The sequence below is a fragment of the Okibacterium sp. HSC-33S16 genome, from assembly GCF_024171565.1.
Lineage (GTDB): Bacteria > Actinomycetota > Actinomycetes > Actinomycetales > Microbacteriaceae > Mycetocola_A.
Map to the genome: position 1 here is coordinate 133,785 of NZ_JALJZZ010000004.1, position 18,395 is coordinate 152,179.

The 18,395-nt window shown below is 64.2% G+C and carries 19 protein-coding genes; 9 read left to right on the top strand and 10 right to left on the bottom strand.

The window, feature by feature from the left end:
* Positions 1-2: 2 nt before the first annotated feature.
* Both L1277_RS10910 and L1277_RS10915 read left to right on the top strand, forming a co-directional pair.
* Entirely contained in the window at positions 3-764 is a 762-nt protein-coding gene (locus L1277_RS10910; RefSeq protein ID WP_253376416.1) for an alpha/beta fold hydrolase, read from the top strand.
* A 24-nt stretch (positions 765-788) separates the two neighbouring features.
* Positions 789-1,166 carry a hypothetical protein gene (locus L1277_RS10915; protein WP_253376417.1) on the top strand — a complete coding sequence of 126 codons (378 nt, stop codon included), beginning with the start codon at positions 789-791 and terminating at the stop codon, positions 1,164-1,166.
* 7 nt (positions 1,167-1,173) lie between these two features.
* Here the strand turns inward: L1277_RS10915 and L1277_RS10920 are convergent, their stop codons facing one another.
* Both L1277_RS10920 and L1277_RS10925 read right to left on the bottom strand, forming a co-directional pair.
* A complete protein-coding gene (locus tag L1277_RS10920; protein ID WP_253376418.1) occupies positions 1,174-2,067 on the bottom strand; it encodes a D-hexose-6-phosphate mutarotase in 894 nt (297 codons plus the stop codon).
* Positions 2,068-2,221: 154 nt separating this feature from the next.
* On the bottom strand, positions 2,222-2,968 hold the full coding sequence (locus tag L1277_RS10925; RefSeq protein WP_253376419.1) for a CPBP family intramembrane glutamic endopeptidase: 747 nt from the start codon (positions 2,966-2,968) through the stop codon (positions 2,222-2,224).
* Between the two features lie 164 nt (positions 2,969-3,132).
* Here L1277_RS10925 and L1277_RS10930 point away from each other — a divergent pair, with 164 nt between their 5' ends.
* Entirely contained in the window at positions 3,133-4,734 is a 1,602-nt protein-coding gene (locus L1277_RS10930) for an LPXTG cell wall anchor domain-containing protein (RefSeq protein ID WP_253376420.1), read from the top strand.
* Between the two features lie 76 nt (positions 4,735-4,810).
* Complete coding sequence (locus L1277_RS10935; RefSeq protein WP_253376421.1) at positions 4,811-6,781, top strand: O-antigen ligase family protein; 1,971 nt, start codon at positions 4,811-4,813, stop codon at positions 6,779-6,781.
* An 18-nt stretch (positions 6,782-6,799) separates the two neighbouring features.
* Here the strand turns inward: L1277_RS10935 and L1277_RS10940 are convergent, their stop codons facing one another.
* From L1277_RS10940 to L1277_RS10965, 7 genes are all read right to left on the bottom strand, one after another.
* Positions 6,800-7,402 (bottom strand): hypothetical protein, encoded by a 603-nt coding sequence (locus tag L1277_RS10940; protein WP_253376422.1) that lies wholly within the window; start codon positions 7,400-7,402, stop codon positions 6,800-6,802.
* A gap of 52 nt (positions 7,403-7,454) precedes the next feature.
* A complete protein-coding gene (locus tag L1277_RS10945) occupies positions 7,455-7,760 on the bottom strand; it encodes a TraR/DksA C4-type zinc finger protein (RefSeq protein ID WP_253376423.1) in 306 nt (101 codons plus the stop codon).
* 73 nt (positions 7,761-7,833) lie between these two features.
* Positions 7,834-7,962 (bottom strand): hypothetical protein, encoded by a 129-nt coding sequence (locus L1277_RS15655; protein ID WP_256481637.1) that lies wholly within the window; start codon positions 7,960-7,962, stop codon positions 7,834-7,836.
* Between the two features lie 49 nt (positions 7,963-8,011).
* Positions 8,012-9,352, bottom strand: a complete 1,341-nt coding sequence (locus L1277_RS10950) for a DUF2254 domain-containing protein (protein ID WP_253376424.1) — start codon at positions 9,350-9,352, stop codon at positions 8,012-8,014.
* A 36-nt stretch (positions 9,353-9,388) separates the two neighbouring features.
* Positions 9,389-10,051, bottom strand: a complete 663-nt coding sequence (locus tag L1277_RS10955; protein ID WP_253376425.1) for a cyclodeaminase/cyclohydrolase family protein — start codon at positions 10,049-10,051, stop codon at positions 9,389-9,391.
* Positions 10,052-10,130: 79 nt separating this feature from the next.
* Positions 10,131-10,691 carry an AAA family ATPase gene (locus tag L1277_RS10960; protein WP_253376426.1) on the bottom strand — a complete coding sequence of 187 codons (561 nt, stop codon included), beginning with the start codon at positions 10,689-10,691 and terminating at the stop codon, positions 10,131-10,133.
* Between the two features lie 44 nt (positions 10,692-10,735).
* On the bottom strand, positions 10,736-11,743 hold the full coding sequence (locus tag L1277_RS10965; RefSeq protein ID WP_253376427.1) for a LacI family DNA-binding transcriptional regulator: 1,008 nt from the start codon (positions 11,741-11,743) through the stop codon (positions 10,736-10,738).
* Positions 11,744-11,984: 241 nt separating this feature from the next.
* Between L1277_RS10965 and L1277_RS10970 the strand changes: the two genes are divergently transcribed.
* From L1277_RS10970 to L1277_RS10985, 4 genes are all read left to right on the top strand, one after another.
* On the top strand, positions 11,985-13,232 hold the full coding sequence (locus tag L1277_RS10970; RefSeq protein ID WP_253376428.1) for an ABC transporter substrate-binding protein: 1,248 nt from the start codon (positions 11,985-11,987) through the stop codon (positions 13,230-13,232).
* A 62-nt stretch (positions 13,233-13,294) separates the two neighbouring features.
* A complete protein-coding gene (locus tag L1277_RS10975) occupies positions 13,295-14,245 on the top strand; it encodes a carbohydrate ABC transporter permease (RefSeq protein ID WP_253376429.1) in 951 nt (316 codons plus the stop codon).
* Positions 14,242-15,066 (top strand): carbohydrate ABC transporter permease, encoded by an 825-nt coding sequence (locus L1277_RS10980; protein ID WP_253376430.1) that lies wholly within the window; start codon positions 14,242-14,244, stop codon positions 15,064-15,066. The genes L1277_RS10975 and L1277_RS10980 overlap by 4 nt, the downstream gene beginning before the upstream one ends.
* A gap of 35 nt (positions 15,067-15,101) precedes the next feature.
* Positions 15,102-16,640, top strand: coding sequence for an alpha-N-arabinofuranosidase (locus L1277_RS10985; protein ID WP_253376431.1), 1,539 nt, complete (start codon positions 15,102-15,104; stop codon positions 16,638-16,640).
* A 136-nt stretch (positions 16,641-16,776) separates the two neighbouring features.
* Here the strand turns inward: L1277_RS10985 and L1277_RS10990 are convergent, their stop codons facing one another.
* On the bottom strand, positions 16,777-17,727 hold the full coding sequence (locus L1277_RS10990) for a hypothetical protein (RefSeq protein ID WP_253376432.1): 951 nt from the start codon (positions 17,725-17,727) through the stop codon (positions 16,777-16,779).
* A gap of 156 nt (positions 17,728-17,883) precedes the next feature.
* Here L1277_RS10990 and L1277_RS10995 point away from each other — a divergent pair, with 156 nt between their 5' ends.
* Positions 17,884-18,384: a GNAT family N-acetyltransferase gene (locus L1277_RS10995; RefSeq protein ID WP_253376433.1), complete on the top strand. Its 501-nt coding sequence runs from the start codon at positions 17,884-17,886 to the stop codon at positions 18,382-18,384.
* Positions 18,385-18,395 lie beyond the last annotated feature (11 nt).

The following is an 18,395-nucleotide window of genomic DNA, read 5'->3' on the forward strand; positions in this document are numbered from 1 at the left end:
TCATGACGTACGTTCGTGTCGATGGCGCCGACCTCTACAGCGAGACCATCGGGTCGGGCGTGCCCCTCCTCCTGCTACACGGCGGATTCTGTTCGCTTCACACCCTTCAGGCCCAGGCGAACGCCCTCGCCGAACGGTTCACCGTCACCGCCTACGAACGGCCCGGGCACGGGCGAACCGCCGATACCGCCGGCCCGTACAGTTTCGAAGCGAGCACCGCCGAGGCTGTCGCGTACCTCGATGTCCTCGGGCTCGACCGCGTCCACGTCGTCGGCCACAGCGACGGCGCCATCGTCGGCCTCATGCTCGCCATGCGTCACACCGAGCGGGTGCTCTCACTGGTTGCCCTCAGCGGCAACCTCGACCCCAGCGCATTCACGAGCGCTCCCGATGACATCGACTGGGCTGAAGCCGGAGTCGCCCCCGCGGGTGAACCCGACCTCGGTCGCGAGGTCTACGACGAGCTTTCTCCCGACGGCGCTGCCCACGCCGAGGTCGTCCTCGACAAACTGCGCACGCTCTGGGCCACCGAACCGCACATCGCACCTGGCGAGCTCAGCGCCATCACCGCCCCGACCCTCGTCGTCTCGGGCGACCGCGACACCATCCGGATTGACCACTCAGCGCTCATCGCGTCGTCGATCCGGCAGGGCCAGCTCTGCATCGTCCCCGGGGCCACCCACGACCTCGTCTCTGAGAAGCCCGGCCTGCTCGCCGCAATCCTCACCGACTTCTACGATGGGCTCGGCGCCAGTCGTCCCTAGCGCCGAGCCCCTAGAGTGTCGAGAGTGACGACATTCGCCGCCCTCGCCGCCACCGTTCTCCTCGGTGCGCTCGCGCTCTTCCAACTCGCCCTCATCGCCGGCGTGCCCATCGGCCGCTTTGCGTGGGGCGGCCAGCACCGCATCCTGCCAGCCAAGCTCCGCGTCGGCAGTGTGATCTCGATCGTGCTCTACGCCGTCTTCGCGGTCATCATCCTCGAGCGGGCGAGCATGATTTCTCTTCTTCCGGATGCCGTCGCCACCGTCGGAATCTGGATCCTCATGGCCTATTTCGCCCTGGGCATCGTGATGAACGGCATTTCGCGCAGCACACCCGAACGCAACCTGATGACGCCGGTGTGCGTAGTGCTCGCCGTTCTCTGCGTGCTGGTCGGGCTGTCCTGACCACACGCTAACGGAGCGAATTCACCTCATATGTCGTGACGAGGGTGTGCGTTTCGCCGGCCGGCAACTGCACCCACGACGACCCGACGTTCGCGGTCTCGACGCAGATCATGTCGGTCCACTCGTCGTCACCGAAGTCCGGCATGCTCGCCGCCTGCTCGGACCACGGGTTCCACACGACGGTGTCGACCGCGTTCGAGCGGGAAATGCGGACTTGCCGCGTGGCATCCGTCATCACGGTCTCACCGCTCGCCCCAGAAATCGTGCGGGTCATCGGGCCGGTGAGCCGCAACGGCTCGGTGGACTGGAAGCCGGTTTCGGTGAGATCGCAATAGGTGAGGCCGCCCAGGCCGGAGACCGCGGCATCGCGCACATCGGAAACCGCGAAGTAGGTGTGGAGCGACTCCTCAAAGGTGATCTCGGAGTCCTCGAGGTTCGTCACCGAGAGCGACAGCCGCAGGCGTGCCCCAACGACGACCTCGTAGTGGGCCTCGAAGCGGTGGGGCCAGGCCGAGGCGCGCGTGTCGGCCGAATCGGTGAGCCGGAAGACGAGTCGCACGTCGGTGCCGTCGTCGGTCGCGGACTCGAGCGTCCAATCGGTGATGCGGGCCCAGCCGTGCTGCGGGCCGGCCGGGTGCGCACCGAACCACGGAAAGCAGATCGGCACGCCGCCGCGAATCGGGGTGGCCTCGGCGAAGTTACTCGCCGCGCTCATCCACAGAACGGGCTTTGCGCCGGTCGGCTGCCACCGGGTGACGTGGGCACCCTGCAGATAGATTTCGGCCGAGCCGGTCGGGCCGTCGACGACGAGACGGGGCAGTCCACTCTCGCCGGTCTCGAGGTTGACAGAGTCGGGGAGGGCAGTATCGATCAGCGGATGCGTGTCGGCGAGCGTTGTCATGTGGTTCCGTTTCGGTGCAGGAGCGGCCGTCCAACCGAAGGAACGCGGTGGCGACGGTGCTCACGAGATCTCAGATTAGGCAGGCGGTTCAAAGTTTGTCAACCGGTTGCCAAAATGTGACGCCGAAAGCCGACGAGGCGTCACAAGGTCCGAATTACAAGAGCGACCAGGCGATGACGAGGCCGTTGTATGTGACGTGCGCGATGATTCCCGCGCCCAGGCGACCGGTCGTCGCGGCGAGCACGCCGGTGCCGACACCGACGATGAGCGTCGAGATCCCGACGACGATCATCTCCAGTCCGCCGCTCGTCTGCAGCATGTGAACAGCGGCGAAGATGACAGCGGTCACGAGAATGGCCACGACCACGGGAATGCGTGACGCTCTGAGAGTGGGGGACGCCGTGGCGAGAGAAGCGCGCACGAGGGAGCGTTGCAGGAGTCCCCGGAAGAACAGCTCCTCGATCAGCGGAGCGGCGATCACCGGCGCGAGGAGCGCGAGCAGCACCCACCAGACGTCGTGGACGACGGGGCCGAAGGTCGGGCCGCCGGTGGCCACGCGACCGTAGACCACAATCTCAACGAGGGTTGCTGCGGCGCGCATCATTCCACCGACGACGAGGCCGAAGAAGAGGTCGATCCACGCGAACCGCAGCCCGAAGTCCCGCACGAGCGACCGACGCCCGCGCACGTATGAGGCGAAGAACACGGCGCCGAGCAGCGGCACCCAGGCGGCGAAGTAGCTCAGTGCCGTTCGGAGTTCCGGGACCGCCGGCCAGCCGCGCGTGGCCGCCCAGCCCACGGCCCAAACGAGCAGCACGGCGAGCGCAATCCCGACGGTGGCGTCGTTGAGACCCCACCGCACCTTGCGGTCGACGGACCCGCGCGGGGCGATCGTGCTCATGACTCAACGATAGAGGTCAGCGCCATACGGATACAGTCACCCCCGCATTGGGCACTGTCTGTGCAGTCGCTGCACCGATAGGTTCGATGGGCACACCCGAATGCCGGTCCTCCTGAATGCGGCCAGCTCGATGACACTGTGCCTTTCTGAGGGGGAAGTAACGGATGTTCCGTATTGCTCATAAATTCTCGCGCGGTCGATTGGCGGCTGGCGTTCTCGCCGCGTCACTCGTCGCGTCGGCGGCGCTGGTGGGGGCACCCGCCCAAGCCGCTCCCGTGGAAGGCGTTACCGTCGCGGGTAGCGTCTTGATCGCCTCCGGAAAGGTGCCTGCTGGCACCGAAGTCCAACTTGTTCGACTGGGGCACGGTGCGATCTCCCAACCGACGAGCGGGGAATTTTTATTCAGTGGGGTTGTGCCCGGCGACTATCGCCTCGAGCTCCTGGGCGAGTACGTGAAAGGCAGTGAGTTCCTGGAGGTTACCGATCATGACCTCGATGTCGAGCTAGCTGGCATCTACGGTGGAGCTGTCATCGGCAACCTGGCGGCGGCAGGCGCCTCCGAACGCACGAGCATTGCCGTGCACGCGTATGACGAGGACGGTCAGGTCGTCACCACCTCGTTCATGCCGGAGGGCGGCTCGGGTAGCTATCGGCTGGGCGTGCTCCCAGCAGGCGTTTACAAGATTGGGTTCCGCGATAACTCAACGAGGTCATCCTCAGCCCCGCTCGACGACATCTACTTCGACCAGAAGAGTACCTACGATGAGGCTCGTTTCGTCACCGTAAAGGAAGGTGAAACGACCCGGGGCGTGGACGCGGCCTGGAACGCCGACGGAACCATCGCTGGTGCGCCGCCAGTCAATGATCAGTGGGGCCTCGTTGAAGGAACCGTGACGACCGACCTGCCGACCGACGGCCTTGAGATCATCGTCGCATTCGAGTCCACCACGGCTGGCGATGTGGAAGAAGTCTCCACGAGTTTCGCTGACGGAGAAGACTGGAGCGGCACCTACACGGCAGCTCTGAGCCCGGGTACATATCGAGTGGGATTTAGTAAATCATCGAGCTCAACCTCCTCGGTGGAAGTCACTCCCACTTACTACGGCGGCAGCACCTACGAGACCGCGAAGACCATCACGGTCAAGGCTGATGAGACAGTGACCGGTATCGACGCGAAGATTACGGGCTCCAGTGTCCCGGTGAACCCCGGGAATCCGACCAACCCGACGAACCCGACGAACCCCGGAAACCCGACCACCCCCGGCACACCTGCTACTCCCGGCGCGGGCGAAGGCCTCCCGACCACCGGCCCCGCAGCACCAAGCGGCAGCGTCACCGCTGGCGTCTCCAGCTCCGGAACGGTCACACCGGGCGAATCCGTCTCGGTCGCAGCAACCGGCCTCCCGGCCAGCGCTTCGGTCGATGTGTACCTCCACTCCACGCCGCTCTTCCTTGGCACGCTTAAGACGAACGCGAGCGGCGGAATCTCCGGAACCGTCGCCCTGCCCGCAACGGCTCCCGCCGGCGCGCACCACATTGTGTTGCATTACACAGTGGACGGCGTCGCGACCGAACTGGCGATCGCCGCAGTGACGATCACACCCGAGGCTTCTGCTGCAGCAATCGCGAAGGCCAAAGCCGCCGGTAAGCTGCCGTCGACCGGTGCCGACTTGATGACGAGCCTGCTGCTCATGACCCTGCTGATCGCAGCGGGCGTCTCAGCAACGCTGGTCTCCCGTCGCAGGCGCGTGACGGCATCCGTCTAAGCTGAACACCATCACAACCGCCGGTACCTTCGGGTGCCGGCGGTTGTTCTGTCACCTCCACACCTAAGGCGAGCGGATGCCCCAACCGACCCTGAAGATTCCTCCCGTTTCGAAGGCGAGCTCCGCGGTCCGGATGATCGAGCCTCGCCGCTGGAGCACAGCTGCAACGTGGGTGGCGCTCATCGCCGTCATCGTGTTCCTCCCCGACGGTATGACGCGATGGTTCCTACCCAAGGACGCACTGCTGGCCATCGCCGCCGTGCTCGCGTCACTCGCGCCAGCCACTGGCCGCCTGCCTCGCTGGTTCCTCGGACTCGTCGGTGCCGGAGTCGCGACGCTTCTCATCACGGCCCTCCTGTCAGCGTCGCCGATCGGAGCAATACTCGGCCGGTTCCCGCGCTACGAAGGCCTCGTGAGCCTCAGCGCGTACTTCGCTGCCGCGTGGATCGGAGCACGACTGCTGGGGCCGCGGTCGACGCGCTCCGCCACTCGGACGTTCACCCGCGCTGCCGCCGTGATCGCTGTTCTTCTCGGGTTCGTCGCGCTCCTTGAAACGCTTGGAGCCCGCCCAATTTCGTCCGACCTTGACCGGCCCGGCTCGCTCGTCGGCAACGCGACCGACCAGGGCATCGTCGGCGCCATGCTCCTCATGGTCCTTGTGCTGCCGACGATTCGTTCATGGCGACCACAGCTGCTTCCGCGGCGGGGCAAGAGCACAGCAACCGAGTACCTCACCACGTCTGCCGGCGACACCGTTCTCTTGTCTGCCGGGCTGATTGGCGCCGTCTTCGCGCTGGTCCTATCGGCCTCGCGTGGAGCGCTGCTGGCCACCGCGGTGGGCATCGTGGCCCTCGTCGTGCTGATGGTCCTAGCGGCGGCGTCCCGAACCACTGCATGGTGGAAGCCAGTGCTTGCCGGCGCTGGTGGGGTGGCTCTGCTCGTGGTCGTCGCGCTGATCGCTCCGCTCACGCGGTCACGCCTGACCGGAGGCAGCGCCTTGTCCACGCAGACGGTCAACGACCGCGTGCTGATCTGGCAGGAATCGAGCCGCATGCTCGCCGAGAAGCCGTTCTCCGGCGTCGGCCCCAGCGGCTACGCCGATGCGATTGCGCACGCCCACACCGCTGACTGGTTCTCAACAGTCGGTTCGCTGACGACTCTGGATTCACCGCACAATGTGGTCCTTCAGGCGTGGGCAGCCGGGGGAGCGGTATTCCTCCTCGTCGCCCTGGCTGTGGTCGCTGTCGTCGCGACGGTCGGGATCCGTGCCGTTCGAGCGTCTGTCGCTGGCCGGCTGCCAGAGCAACGTGATGATTCTGATGTGCTCATGGTGCCGATCCGCGATTCGCTCGCCCGCACCGATCTTCTCCTGGGCGTTCTCGCCGCGTGCGTCGTCTGGGCCGTTGCCCTGCTCACGCACTTCACGGCAGCGTCAACGAGTATCCTCGGGTGCCTTCTCGTCGGAGTGGTCGTCGCTTCCGTACCCGCAGTGAAAGTCCGAACCTGGTGGCCCGTGCTGCGCACCGCGCTCGTTGCGCTGTGGGCGGGCTGGCTGATTGCCGTCGCGATGGCTGAGATTCCCCTGCAGCGGGGAATCGAAGCCAGCGCCCAGGGCGACGCGACCGGTGCCCTGGCGCAGTTCGAGACAGCGGCCGCTCTTCGGCCGTGGGACGCCGATCTCCGTTCCATCGCCGCTCAGACCTTCGCGGCGGCCGCCGACGGGGGAGTCGAAGGGGCAGCGGAGATCGCACTCGTCTGGGCGGAGGATGCTCTCGCGGCGATTCCGGACAACGTGTCGACGGTGAAGGCGTATATCGTGGCGCTGCAAGCCACAGGAGACACCGATACGGCGGACGACGTCATTGGTCACGTGCTGGAGACCCGACCCGACGACTCAGACATTCACCTGAGGTGGGCCGTCAACGCTTATCTGCAGAACGATGTCGATACCGCTCGCGAGCGTGCGGCCGACGCGGAGGCGCTGGCGCCGGACGACGAAACTGTGCAGACCTTCGTCGAGTTCCTGGACAGCGTCCCCGCCCCGTAATCCGGTGGGGCGTCGAACCTAGATGTACTGGTTCAACCCAACATCGCCGATGCTGTCGTCGGTGATCTCTTCCCAAAGCACGACCGAGGCCGCGTCGGCCACCCCGGTCTGCGCTGCGCGATCAATGAGGCGCTCGGCGAGCAGCGTCGAGTCGTTGCAGCGACCGGCGAGAAGGATCGTCACGATGACATACGACCCGAACCGTTGCTCGACCTCGGCCTGGATGTTTTCGCTGAGGGATTCAGAGACCGAGAGCAGCGCCTTTTTCGCTGAGCGTGGCATCCGTTCTGAAGAATGGCCAATGACCAGGATCAGGTGGTTGAGGGAAGGCACGCGCTCGGCGAGGGTGAGGCAGACGTCGAGGCGAGAATTGAGGTGCTCGCGGATCGCAACGGCGTCAGTGGCTTCGGGCGCCGCGATGCCGAGAACAGCGGCGGCGTAGCCGTTATCGGCTGTCTCGACGCGATCGACCCGGTCAACCTCGGGGAAATCCGCCATCGAACTCAGGCAGGCGAGGTCATCGCCGACGAGGAGAATGCGGTGCGTCGGCGACTCGCGCTCAGCGGGGTTTTCGGCACGCCAGACCGCATCGTCGATCCGGAGCTGGGACTCGATAACCATGGTGTGCTGCCTTCCTTCGGTCAGTAGTTACAGGGGGAGAGGGTGCGCCGATCTAGCAGTTCACGCAGGAGGCGGCGTACGGAACGGCTTCGAGGCGGGCCGCCGGGATGGAATCGCCGCAGGAGATGCAGCGTCCGTATGTGCCGGAGTCCAGTCGGGCCAGTGCGCCACGAATTTGCTCGGCGACGGTCTTGGCGGTGCCACTCGTTGACCAGGCGACCGGATCGATGTGCGGAGCGGCCCGGTCGGCGAGTTCAGCGATGAGCTGTTCACGCTCGGCGAGCTCCTGCTCGAGGGTGTGACGGAGGGCATCGGTCGAGGGGGGAAGGGTGGTTGCGGCAGTGGTGTGTGCGTTCATGAGAACTCCTTTTTTGGGAAACAAAAAACGCGCCGGGTGTGCGGCGCGTTCAGGTGATCGAAATACGAGATCGTCAACCGTGAGAGCACCGCTCGGAGGAAGCGAGAAGGCGCAGCTCGCGCCGGTATCCGAACACGGCCACTCCGCGGAGGGCGTTCGGACGCCGCGCCTCAAGGGCGACGTGAGCGGCGAAGGTGGTCATGGCCTCACCATAGCCCAGAAGATAAAAAAGGCAAGTTGGCGGCGAAGCGTCAGTGGCGGTGGCGGTGGCTGTGGTCGGCTGGGTCGGTGTCGTCGGAGGAGAGGTCACGCAGTCGCTCGAGATCGGCGGCCAGAAGGCCCGGTTCTTTCTCGAGCCCCTCGAGAAGCAGGTCCATCTGGCGGCGGAGAGCGGGGACGCGTTCGGGCCGGTGGTTGTCGGACACGTGGGTGACGAGCATGCGGAGAACGCGTAGAAGGGACGCCGCCACCTCGGGCTGGTCGAGGCAGGTCTGGCGAATCTGGTCGAAGGCGTGCTCGACGTACTCGTCATGGTCCAGGTTCCACGGCGACAGCAGCACGCGGTCGGAGTCGTCCTGCAGGGCGGCAGGGGCCAGCGGCTCGACGAGCACGGTGCGCAGCAGGCTGCCGAGTCGCAGAATCACTTCAATCGCGGTCGTCGGGTCGTTGATCGCGGGGCTCAGTGCGCGCAGCCCGATGTCGACGAGCTGCCGCACGGTGAAGTCGAGGTCCTGCAAGAGCGTGCGGGTGTCGGCGATCTCGACGGTTCCCGACAGCATCCGCAGCGCTTTCTCCGACGGCGTTGGCCAGACCCGTAACAGCGGCTCGCCGCGGTGAATGTAGGCGCCGACGCGGGTCTCCAGTCGAACGTGAGTGCCCGCGGGCACGGTACGCAGCAGGTGCTCAGCGTTGACCTGGCTCACCCAGCCGTTGACCTCACACGGCACGATGAGTGCATCGCTCGGAGCAGGGAACGCCGTCGGGTCCACCGCCCGGGATCCGCTCGGCAGCCGCCCGAGCGAGGCCACAACCGACTCACCCTCATTCCCGATCACCCGTACGAGGTTGCCGACCTGCAGCCCCCGGGCCAAATGGTCGAGGTGCACGATGATGCCGATCACCGTGATGAGCGTCAGCACGATCGCGAGGGTCAGCGACACCCGCGGCGCCGGCGCTGTCGGCTCCCCGCTCAGGCTCGGCAGAATGAGCACGCAGTAGAAGAAGGTCCCGACGAGCAGCCCGATCACGGTTTGGCTCAGCCGATCCCGAATGAACGTGCGCATCGCACGCGGCGAGAACTGGTTGCTCGCGAGCTGCAGGCTCACCACGGTGAGCGAGAAGACGACACCAACGGTTGTGATCATCGCCCCGGCGACGGTGGCCAGCAGCCAGGTCGCCGCGTTGCTGTTCATCGCGAGGAGGAACGGCAGTCGAGCGTCGTGCCCGAGCGCCCGATCGAGTGCGCTCGCACCAATGGCGAGGGCGATCCCGCCCACCATCACGAGGGCAGGAAACAGAAACAGGCTCTCGGTGAACCGGTACCGCACGGCGGCGAGCCGCAGATCCCACGCCATCTTGCTCCGTCGAGCCATGCTCCTCCTCCCGTGTCGACGCTCGTCGAGCTGCCCTCAGTCCTGCAGCTCCGCGGGCGTCGCCCGGTTCTCCACCTCGGCGGTGAGCCGGTCGATGCGGTCGAGGACAGCCGTGAGTTCCTCGACGTCTTTCCAGAGATGCGGATGCTGTTCGCGCACGTCGGTCAGCGGCTGCCCATTCGAGGGCAGCGCGCCCAGATCGAAGCTCGCGTTCGTGCGCGCACCGGCAACCGCGGCCCGCAGGGCGCCGCAGGCCACCGCGATGTCCGCGATGAGAGCGGGGTTCCCGTGCCGGGCCAGCCACTCGAGGTCGTCGACTGCCGCAGCACCCTGGGCACCGAGATCAGCGGATGATTGAGCCGCGTCCAGCGACGCGTCGCGGATCGCTTCTTTCCGGTCCTCGCCGGGTTCGATGCGAAACGCGCGGCCGAAGGATTTCGAGGCCGAGGCATCCGCATCGGCAAGTTCCAGTGCCCTCTCGCGACCGTTCGCCGCGCGTCGCTTCACCGCGTCGAGTTCGGCTTGGGAATCGTCGTCCACCTCGGTGTATCCGGCGACCATGGAAGTCAGTGCGTAGGTGATCGAGAGCATCACGCCTGAGGCAGCGCCGCCGCCGGGAGCGCCGGTGGACTGGGCCAGCGCCGCCGTCCAGGACTCGATGGTGGCTGAGCGGGCGGAGGCTGGGGTCGAGTCGTCCATGATCCAAGTCTTGCGTGACCGGTCTCTTTTCGTCTCGGCCTTGAGTTCTGGATCCAGCGGTGTCAGAGAGAAGAAGAAGCTATCGCTCCGGATATCGATCCTGCTGCGCCTGTGCACGCAAACCGAATCGTTCCGCGATGAGAGCAGCACTCTCCTCAGCGGAGCTCGCCTCGGTGTCGATCTCGAGATCGACGGGTGGATGTTCTACCGGGCCATGCGTCTCGTTGCGCACGCGGCGCAAGGTGCTCACGTCGTTCAACTTATGAAAACTGTGACGATCCTCGTTTTCGATCCTGCGTTCTTGCTCAGTGTCCGACACGGTTAGACGCACGAAACGGACGTAACCCCCTGATCGCTCGACGAGCTCACGGACCCGGCGGGAGAAACCAAGAGGAACCGTCGGTTCCGGCGTGAATGTGAACGAGAGTGATCGGCCGATCGTGGCGGCGTCGCCGATCACGTCGAGCCAGAAACGTTCTCGGAGGCGAACGAACGGCTCACTGCCGAAGGCAAAGACGGTCGTCAGGGTGTCGACGACCAGGTGATTGTGAAACGCGGGGTAGCCGACGAGCTGCTCGAGGGCGCGGGCGGTAGTCAGTTTTCCAGCCGCAGCCGGGCCGTGGAGGAATATGAGTTCCATGGGTTCATCGTCCTGGCAGGCGCGTGGAGTGCTCAATGCCCGAGTCACTCCCGTGTGGTGCCTCGTGCGACGAGCATGCTCGGACTGATGAGATGCTGCGGGGGAACGTCCTGTCCCGCAATGCGCTGGTCGATAAGCGCGGCGGCGCGCTGGACCATCCAGTCATGGCTGGGGTCAATGGTCGTGAGCCCTGGTGTCATGTGCTCACCGAGCGCGAGGTTGTCGAACCCGACGATCTGCACGTCCTCCGGAACTCGGAGGCCCGCGTCATGGACGCCAGCCATCACACCAAACGCCACCTGATCCGTCACGGCGAAAATGCCGTCAATCTCAGGCGTCTGAGCAAGCCGTTCACGCACTGCAATTCTGGCGCAAGCGACCTCAAGTTCTGCGAGTTCCAGAACGCCGTCAGGTCGCGGGGTCAGCCCCGCATCCGATTGTGCTCGCTCCCACCCTCGAGTGCGTGCCGCGGTCATCGACTGTCTGCCCTCATCGCCCCCACCGACGATGAGAAGGTGTCGCGCCCCACGCTCGATGAGATGGCCCGTCGCCAGGTGAGCGCCCGCTTCATTGTCGAGTTGCACGTGGTCGAAGCGTCGGGGCATCCCTTGCTCGCCGAGAAGTACAATCGGCACAGAGGTCTGAAGCTTGTCCACATCGTCGTAGTGCAACCCCACAACGCTCAGGAGTACGGCATCGTAGGTCGCGATTCTCGCGTGCGACAGTGCGGCTAGTTCTCCCTCCGCGCTTGCTCCACTTTGCTCGACGCTGAGATGGCGCCCCGTCTTGGCGAGTTCGGTCGCGAGCCGAGCGGCGAGTTCACCAAAGTAGGGGTGGTCGAAACGCGGAACGATCAACCCAACGGTCCCGGTCAGACCATTTCGAAGTCGCCGTGCCGTCAGATTGACCTCATATCCGAGGCGTTCCACCGCCTCGAGGACTCGTAGGCGCGTTTCGGTGCCGACCGCGCCCGGTCGGCCATTGATCACATTGGAAACCGTCATCAGTGACACCCCAGACGCGCGGGCCACGTCACGCATCGTGATCGTCATGTGTGGGTCTCCTTGTTCTACATCCTTGAGTATCCGCGCCTCTGGGTATCCCGAAGTCTATGGTCGGAAAGCCCGTGGGCCGGACTTTCTGCATCGTTGTAAATATTTCACTCCGCAGTATTGACAGCTGCGATCAGAGGCAGCTAACGTTTTCCGCACCTGAGCTATAACGATATAGCTCTCGACCGCGACTGAAGCGTTTTTCGCTCGCACCGCTTTCATGCGAATAAAGGAGTTCTTCATGAAATCTCGCACCCTGCGCGCTGTAGCCCTTGTGGCTGGCGCCTCGCTCGCCCTCGTCACTGCGGGGTGTAGTGCCGGCAGCGCCTCTGATGACGGAAGCACAACAATTTCTTTCCTGTCGTGGACAGGTCAGGAGCAGATGAAACCTATCCTTGAGGCGTTCCACGAGGAGCACCCCGAGGTGACGGTGAAAGCGTCGTACTCGCCGCCGGTGGCGGAGTACATTCAGACGTTGCAGACTCGCGTTCTCTCCGGCACCGCTCCCGACGTCTTCGTGATCGCCGCCGAGAACAAGACCAATCTCATTGACTCGGGTGCCGTCATCGACCTGGCCGACGAGCCGTTCATGGATGGTGTTCAGGAGTTCAACCTGGACACCTACGGACGCGACGGAGCTCGCTACGGACTCTCGCTGTCGTCCTGGGCTGCCGGCTACGCCTATAACAAAGACATGCTGGCTGAGGTGGGCTACGACGGCATTCCGGAAACCTGGGACGAGTTCCTGAAAATGCTGAAGGCGCTGAAGGATGCTGGCCACACCCCGTTCCTCGAGAGCGTTGACCAGCTGCCGACCACAGTCTCGGCCATGCTCGGCGCAAAGACCTCGGAGATGGAACCAAGCCTGGACGAGCAGATCTTCTCCGGCGACTCCACCTTCGAGGACGAGTGGACACCCATTCTCGAGGAGTACAACAAGCTCTTCACCGAAGACCTCGTGTCCTCCGACGTCGTGGCTCTCGACGGTGACCAGGTTCGTGACGAGTTCGCCAACGAACGCGTCGCGATCATCAACGCTGGCCCGTGGATCATCAATGCGGTTCAAGAAGCCAACCCTGAGCTGAACTGGGCGTTCGGGCAGGTTCCCGGTCTGGCCGACGGTAAGCCGTACCAGGCCGGCGCAGCTGCACCGGGCTACGCAATCAGCGCGAAGTCCGACGAAGCAAAGCAGAAAGCGGCGAAGACGTTCCTCGGCTGGCTGGCCTCCGAGGACGGTGTCGAGATGTTCCACGAGGCAACGAACGACGTCACCGTCACCGAGAACTTCGAGCCCCAGGTCAACCCGGTCTTCGAGTCGATGGTCGAGCCTATCCGTGGTGGCGAGCTGTACTTGCCGATGATCTCCTGGCAGCGCAAGGAGGACCTGCTGAACGTTGAGGTTGTTGCGCAGATCCAGCGCATGATTCAGGGCCAGATCTCCGCTGAAGAGGTTGCCGCCGCTCTCGACGCAAAGCTCGCTGGCTCCTAAGCTCCGATCCGGTTGAGGCGGGGCCGCAGGGTCCCGCCTCAACCGCAACGAGGTAATCGACTATGTCTACACGTGTCTCAGAGATCGCTCCGACCGCACCACCCGTCGTCCGCCGTCGCCGGTCCATCGAGGGTGGATGGAAGCAAATCACGATCAACCGGGCGTTCCTGCTGCCCGCGATTGTCGTCTTCATCTTCCTGTTCATCATCCCGCTCGGCCAAGGCTTCTACTGGAGCCTGACCGACTTCACCGGCTACAGCACCGACGCGAACTTTATCGGCTTCGCCAACTACGCGGAGATTCTCCGTGATCCGTCCATGCTCTCGAGCTTGTCCTTCACCGTGCTGTTCGCGGTAGGCACGACGGTGCTGGTGACCTGCCTGGCCATCCCGCTCGCTGTGCAACTGAACAAGGCGTTCTTTGGCCGAAACTTCGTCCGCTCCCTGTGGTTCTTTCCGGCCGTGCCGAGCATGGCGATCCTTGGCCTGGTGTGGAGCTACATCCTGTCGCCATTGCCGTCGGGTGTCTTCAACACACTCCTTAACGACTGGTTCGGTATCGACTCCGTGTCTTGGCTGTCGGATAACTCGCTTGCGCGAGCATCCGTCATCCTCGTCGGCGTCTGGGCACAGGTCGGGTGGCACGCGGTGTTGTATATCGCCTACCTCCAGGCCATTCCATCGGAGTACTACGAGGTGGCCAAGATCGACGGCGCCAACGCGCGCCAGCAGTTCTTCGGCATCACGCTGCCGCTGTTGACCCCGGCCATGGTGATCAGCTCGTTCCTGCTGCTCACCAGCGGACTCAAGGTCTTCGAGCTGCCGTACACGCTCACCAACGGAGGCCCAGGGTTCGCGACCTACACCATCACCCAGTCGCTGATCACCTCCGGTGTTGGCCAGGGCCGATATGGGCTCGCGTCCGCGCTCGCCGTCATGTTCACGATTGTCGTGGCGATCGTCGGCTTCAGCCAGCTGAAGATCACCAGCTCTATCGGTAGGAGATTCTCGTGAAAGCCTCGCTCTGGCGGCGCGCCACACTCAGCGTCGTGATGCTGGCGCTCGCGCTCATCATCGCCGTACCGCTCTACTACATCCTCATCAACACCTTCAAAACGCAGGCAGAGATGGTGTCTTCACCACTGGGCCTGCCCACACAATGGTCCTTCGCCAACTGGGCTGAGGTGCTCGGTGACCTGTCGATCTACCAGTCCTTCGGCAACACGCTCTATGTCACCGTGCTCGGAGTCGGACTCCAAGTAGTGGTCGGCGCGATGGCTGCGTACGCCATGATCATCACGCACAGCCGGGGTGCCCGAATTCTGGCGGCGGTCCTGCTGCTCGGCTTCATGATTCCGGGACAATCCACGCTGATTCCCCTGTACCGGACCCTCGTCGGCCTCAGCCTCGTTGACAACCTCAACGGACTCGTCGTCATGTACCTCGGCGGATCGATCTTCTGCTTCTTCCTGATCCAGGGCTACATGCGAACGATTCCCTACGAAATCATCGAAGCCGCTCGAGTCGACGGCGCAAGTACCGTCCAAATCTTCTGGCGTATCGTCCTTCCCTTGATCAAGCCGATCCTCATCACGGTGAGTGTCTTCCAAACCATGTGGGTGTGGAACGACTTCCTGCTGCCGACGGTGTTCATCTCCTCACCCGAGAAGCAGACCATCGTGCTGCAGGTCTACCGGGCGGTGTCCGAGTTCAGCACCGACTGGCCGGCCTTCATGACCGTGACCGTTGTCGCCCTTGTTCCCATGGTGATCTTCTTCATCTTCACCCAGCGACACATCGTCAGCGGTCTGCTCGCCGGAAGTGTGAAGGGCTAACCGTTTCCATGAATCCCCGCTTTGAAAGTAGTTCCATGACCCCCGGCTCCGCCGACACCCTGACCGCCGTTATCAACCTTGACCTTCCCGGTCCGACCATCTCCCGCCACATCTACGGGCACTTCGCCGAGCACCTCGGGCGGTGTATCTACGGTGGCTTCTACGTGGGCGAGGATTCGGAGATTCCGAACGAAGGTGGCATCCGCTTGGATGTTGTCGACGCGTTGCGTGCCCTTCGTATTCCGAACCTGCGCTGGCCCGGCGGATGTTTCGCCGACGAGTACCACTGGCGTGACGGTGTCGGGCCGCGTGAGGAGCGCGCCCGCACTGTGAACTCGCACTGGGGGGACGTTGTCGAGGACAACTCATTCGGCACTCACGAGTTCATGCAGTTGTGTGAGCTGCTCGGCGCCGAACCGTACATCAACGGCAACGTGGGGTCGGGAACAGTCCGGGAGATGAGCGAGTGGGTCGAGTACCTCACCCGCGCCGACGACTCACCAATGGCGGCGCTGCGCCGGGCGAACGGTCGGGACGAGCCCTGGCAACTGTCGTTCTTCGGTATCGGCAACGAGGCCTGGGGCTGCGGTGGCAACATGACTGCTCCGCAATACACGCACCTGGCCCGCCAGTATGCGACCTACGTGCGCAACCACGGCGAGAAGCCGGTCTACAAGATCGCGGCCGGTGCGAATGTCGACGACTACGCGTGGACCGAGTCCCTGATGAAGTCGCTCTCGGGTTTGGGCGGCGCGCACGCGCAACACAAGCACGTCCAGGGGCTGTCGCTGCACTACTACACGCACAGCGGGCCGTGGGAGGACAAGGGCGAGGCAACCCGCTTCGACGACGAGCAGTACTACGTAACCATGAAGCGTGCCCAGCGCATGGGCGAGCTCGTCCGAGGTCACGCGGCTGTGATGGACAGTTACGACCCGGAGCGCACGGTCGGCCTGATCATCGACGAGTGGGGTACGTGGTGGAACGTTGAGGAGGGAACCAACCCCGGCTTCCTCTACCAACAGAACACACTGCGCGACGCACTCGTTGCCTCGGTGCACTTCGACATCTTCCACGCGTTCGCCGACCGGGTGGCCATGGCTAACATCGCCCAGACGGTCAACGTGTTGCAGGCAATGATCCTCACCGATCCCGACACCGGTGCGCTGGTGCTCACGCCGAGCTACCACGTCTTCGAGATGAACACGGGTCACCACGATGCGGCGTCGCTCGACGTCGGCATCAAAGGCGAGATTCCGACCCGAGAGGTCGAGGGAGCCGAATTGCCCCTCTTCTCCACCTCGGCATCGGTGAACGGCGACACCGCGCTGATCTCGCTGTCGAACCTCGACGCCGAGACCGCTCGGACCGTTGTGCTCGACCTGCGCGGTCGCACCGTCACGGGACACTCGGCGCGGGTGCTGACGGCGCCAACACTGCACACGCACAACACTCCGGAGCAGCCCGACGCCGTTGCGCCGGTGGCCCACACGGGTGTGCGCGAGCACAGCAACGGTCTCGAAGTGGACCTTCCGGCGCACTCGTACGTGACGGTGCAGCTGCAGCTCGTTTAGGGCGAAGCGGCGTAACGGTCTCCCGCTGAGCGCTATGTCGGTCGCGAGCACATGGCAGCAGCGAGCCCATGGAGATCTCGGAGCAATTGTGAGGGGAGTGGGAAGCCCGCTTGGCTGAGGGGCTTCCCGGCCGTCATCACTGGGTGACGTTGACCGTCTCAAACTGTGACGAGACGGGTGCCAACCGGCTGAGCGCGTCGGGAACCATTCCCTCGTCGACCAGGACTCGCAGCTCACTCGGCTGTGGCGCGAAGCTCAGCGAGAACCCTCGAATAAACTCCAGATCCTCCACGGCCCGTACCGCGGCCAGAGCCCCCGTCGGCACCTCGCGGCCGGCTCTGATGGACACCTGGCGCACATCATCGGACAGGTACCTGAGATAGCCGCTTTCCGGGTTCGCTGGACCTCCGACGACCAGTTGCGCTTCTGGTGTGAGCTCGGCAGACCTCGACAGCCACGTTTCGAGCACGGCGGCCAGCGTGGCATCCGCGGTGGTTCCGATTTCGATCAACAAGCCGGCGTTGTCTTCATCGACCTGGGCGTCATCGCCCTGCTGCGGACTGCGCACGGCCGCTGTTGCAACAGCGGGGTCGTCGAGGAGGGTGCTGAGCAGGCTGAATCGTTGGTCAGTGATGGTCGTCGCGGGGGAGACCGTGACTCTCGCTGCACCGCAGATCACATCCGGATGAACCCGGAAATCCGTGCCGGATGGCGACATTTCCGGCAGAAGAGACGTTGCGGTTGCCCTCATCGATTCGCTCGTGCAGTCGTCGTGGAGGGTGACTGTTGAGTAGATGTCCGTCGCGTCGACGAACGTATCCGCGAGCCCGAATGCGGCGGTGGCGCTGGCGACTCCGGGGAGGTCCTCGGCGAAGGCGACGAAATCATCTGTCGCTGCGCCCTCGGCTCGGGTGTCGGCTGAGAAGAACCAACCGATCACCCAGATCGCACCGCCGAGAACGGTCACGGTCACGACCGCGACGCCCAAGATGATGAGAGCGAACTTGCCGAGCGCTCGGGCGACCGGGCGCTCGGGGCCGGGCCCGTCGCCCGTCTGAGTCGGGGCGTCGAGATCCGGAATCGTCATTTCAGAAGTGTGGCACGAACGGGGAGCAGTGGACGCTCGCACGCCCTCGGTAAACTCGACCACCCTTATTTACACGTTGGGGTGAAAGTGTAAATAAGGCGGGCACCGCTAACTAGGGCCGTCGCACTGTGATCACGTCCTCGCTAGGCTCGCCCTGTGATCGACATTCGCAGGGTGAACCCCGCCAAGGACTCCCACGTGGTTTCCTTGCTCATCGAGAATTACCTTCACCAAACCGAAAGTGAGAAGGCGGAGCGAGGACTTGCCACGTATGTCGAGGGCGAAGCGCTCGCACCTCGCTATGAAGAGGAGATCGCGAACCCGGCGAAAGCGTTCCGTGACTGCGTCGTCTTTGTTGCCACCGACGGCGGAGCTCCCGTCGGCATCGTTGTGGTGAAGCCGGTGGATGCACAGCTTGAAATCAAACGACTCTGGGTGCAACCCAGCCATCGCGGTAAATCGGTCGCATCTTCTCTGCTTCGTCATGTTTTCAGCTCAACGGACGTCGGCAGCATTCGTCTCACGGTTTGGCAGTGGAGAGTGGCGGCGTTGGCGCTCTACGAGAGGCTGGGCTTCGCTAAGGCTGAGTCGTGGGAGCAGCGACGGGAGCTGGTCTGCCTGGAGCGCGCCCATAGCAACACAGATGCGTCAAGATAGGTGTGCGCGAT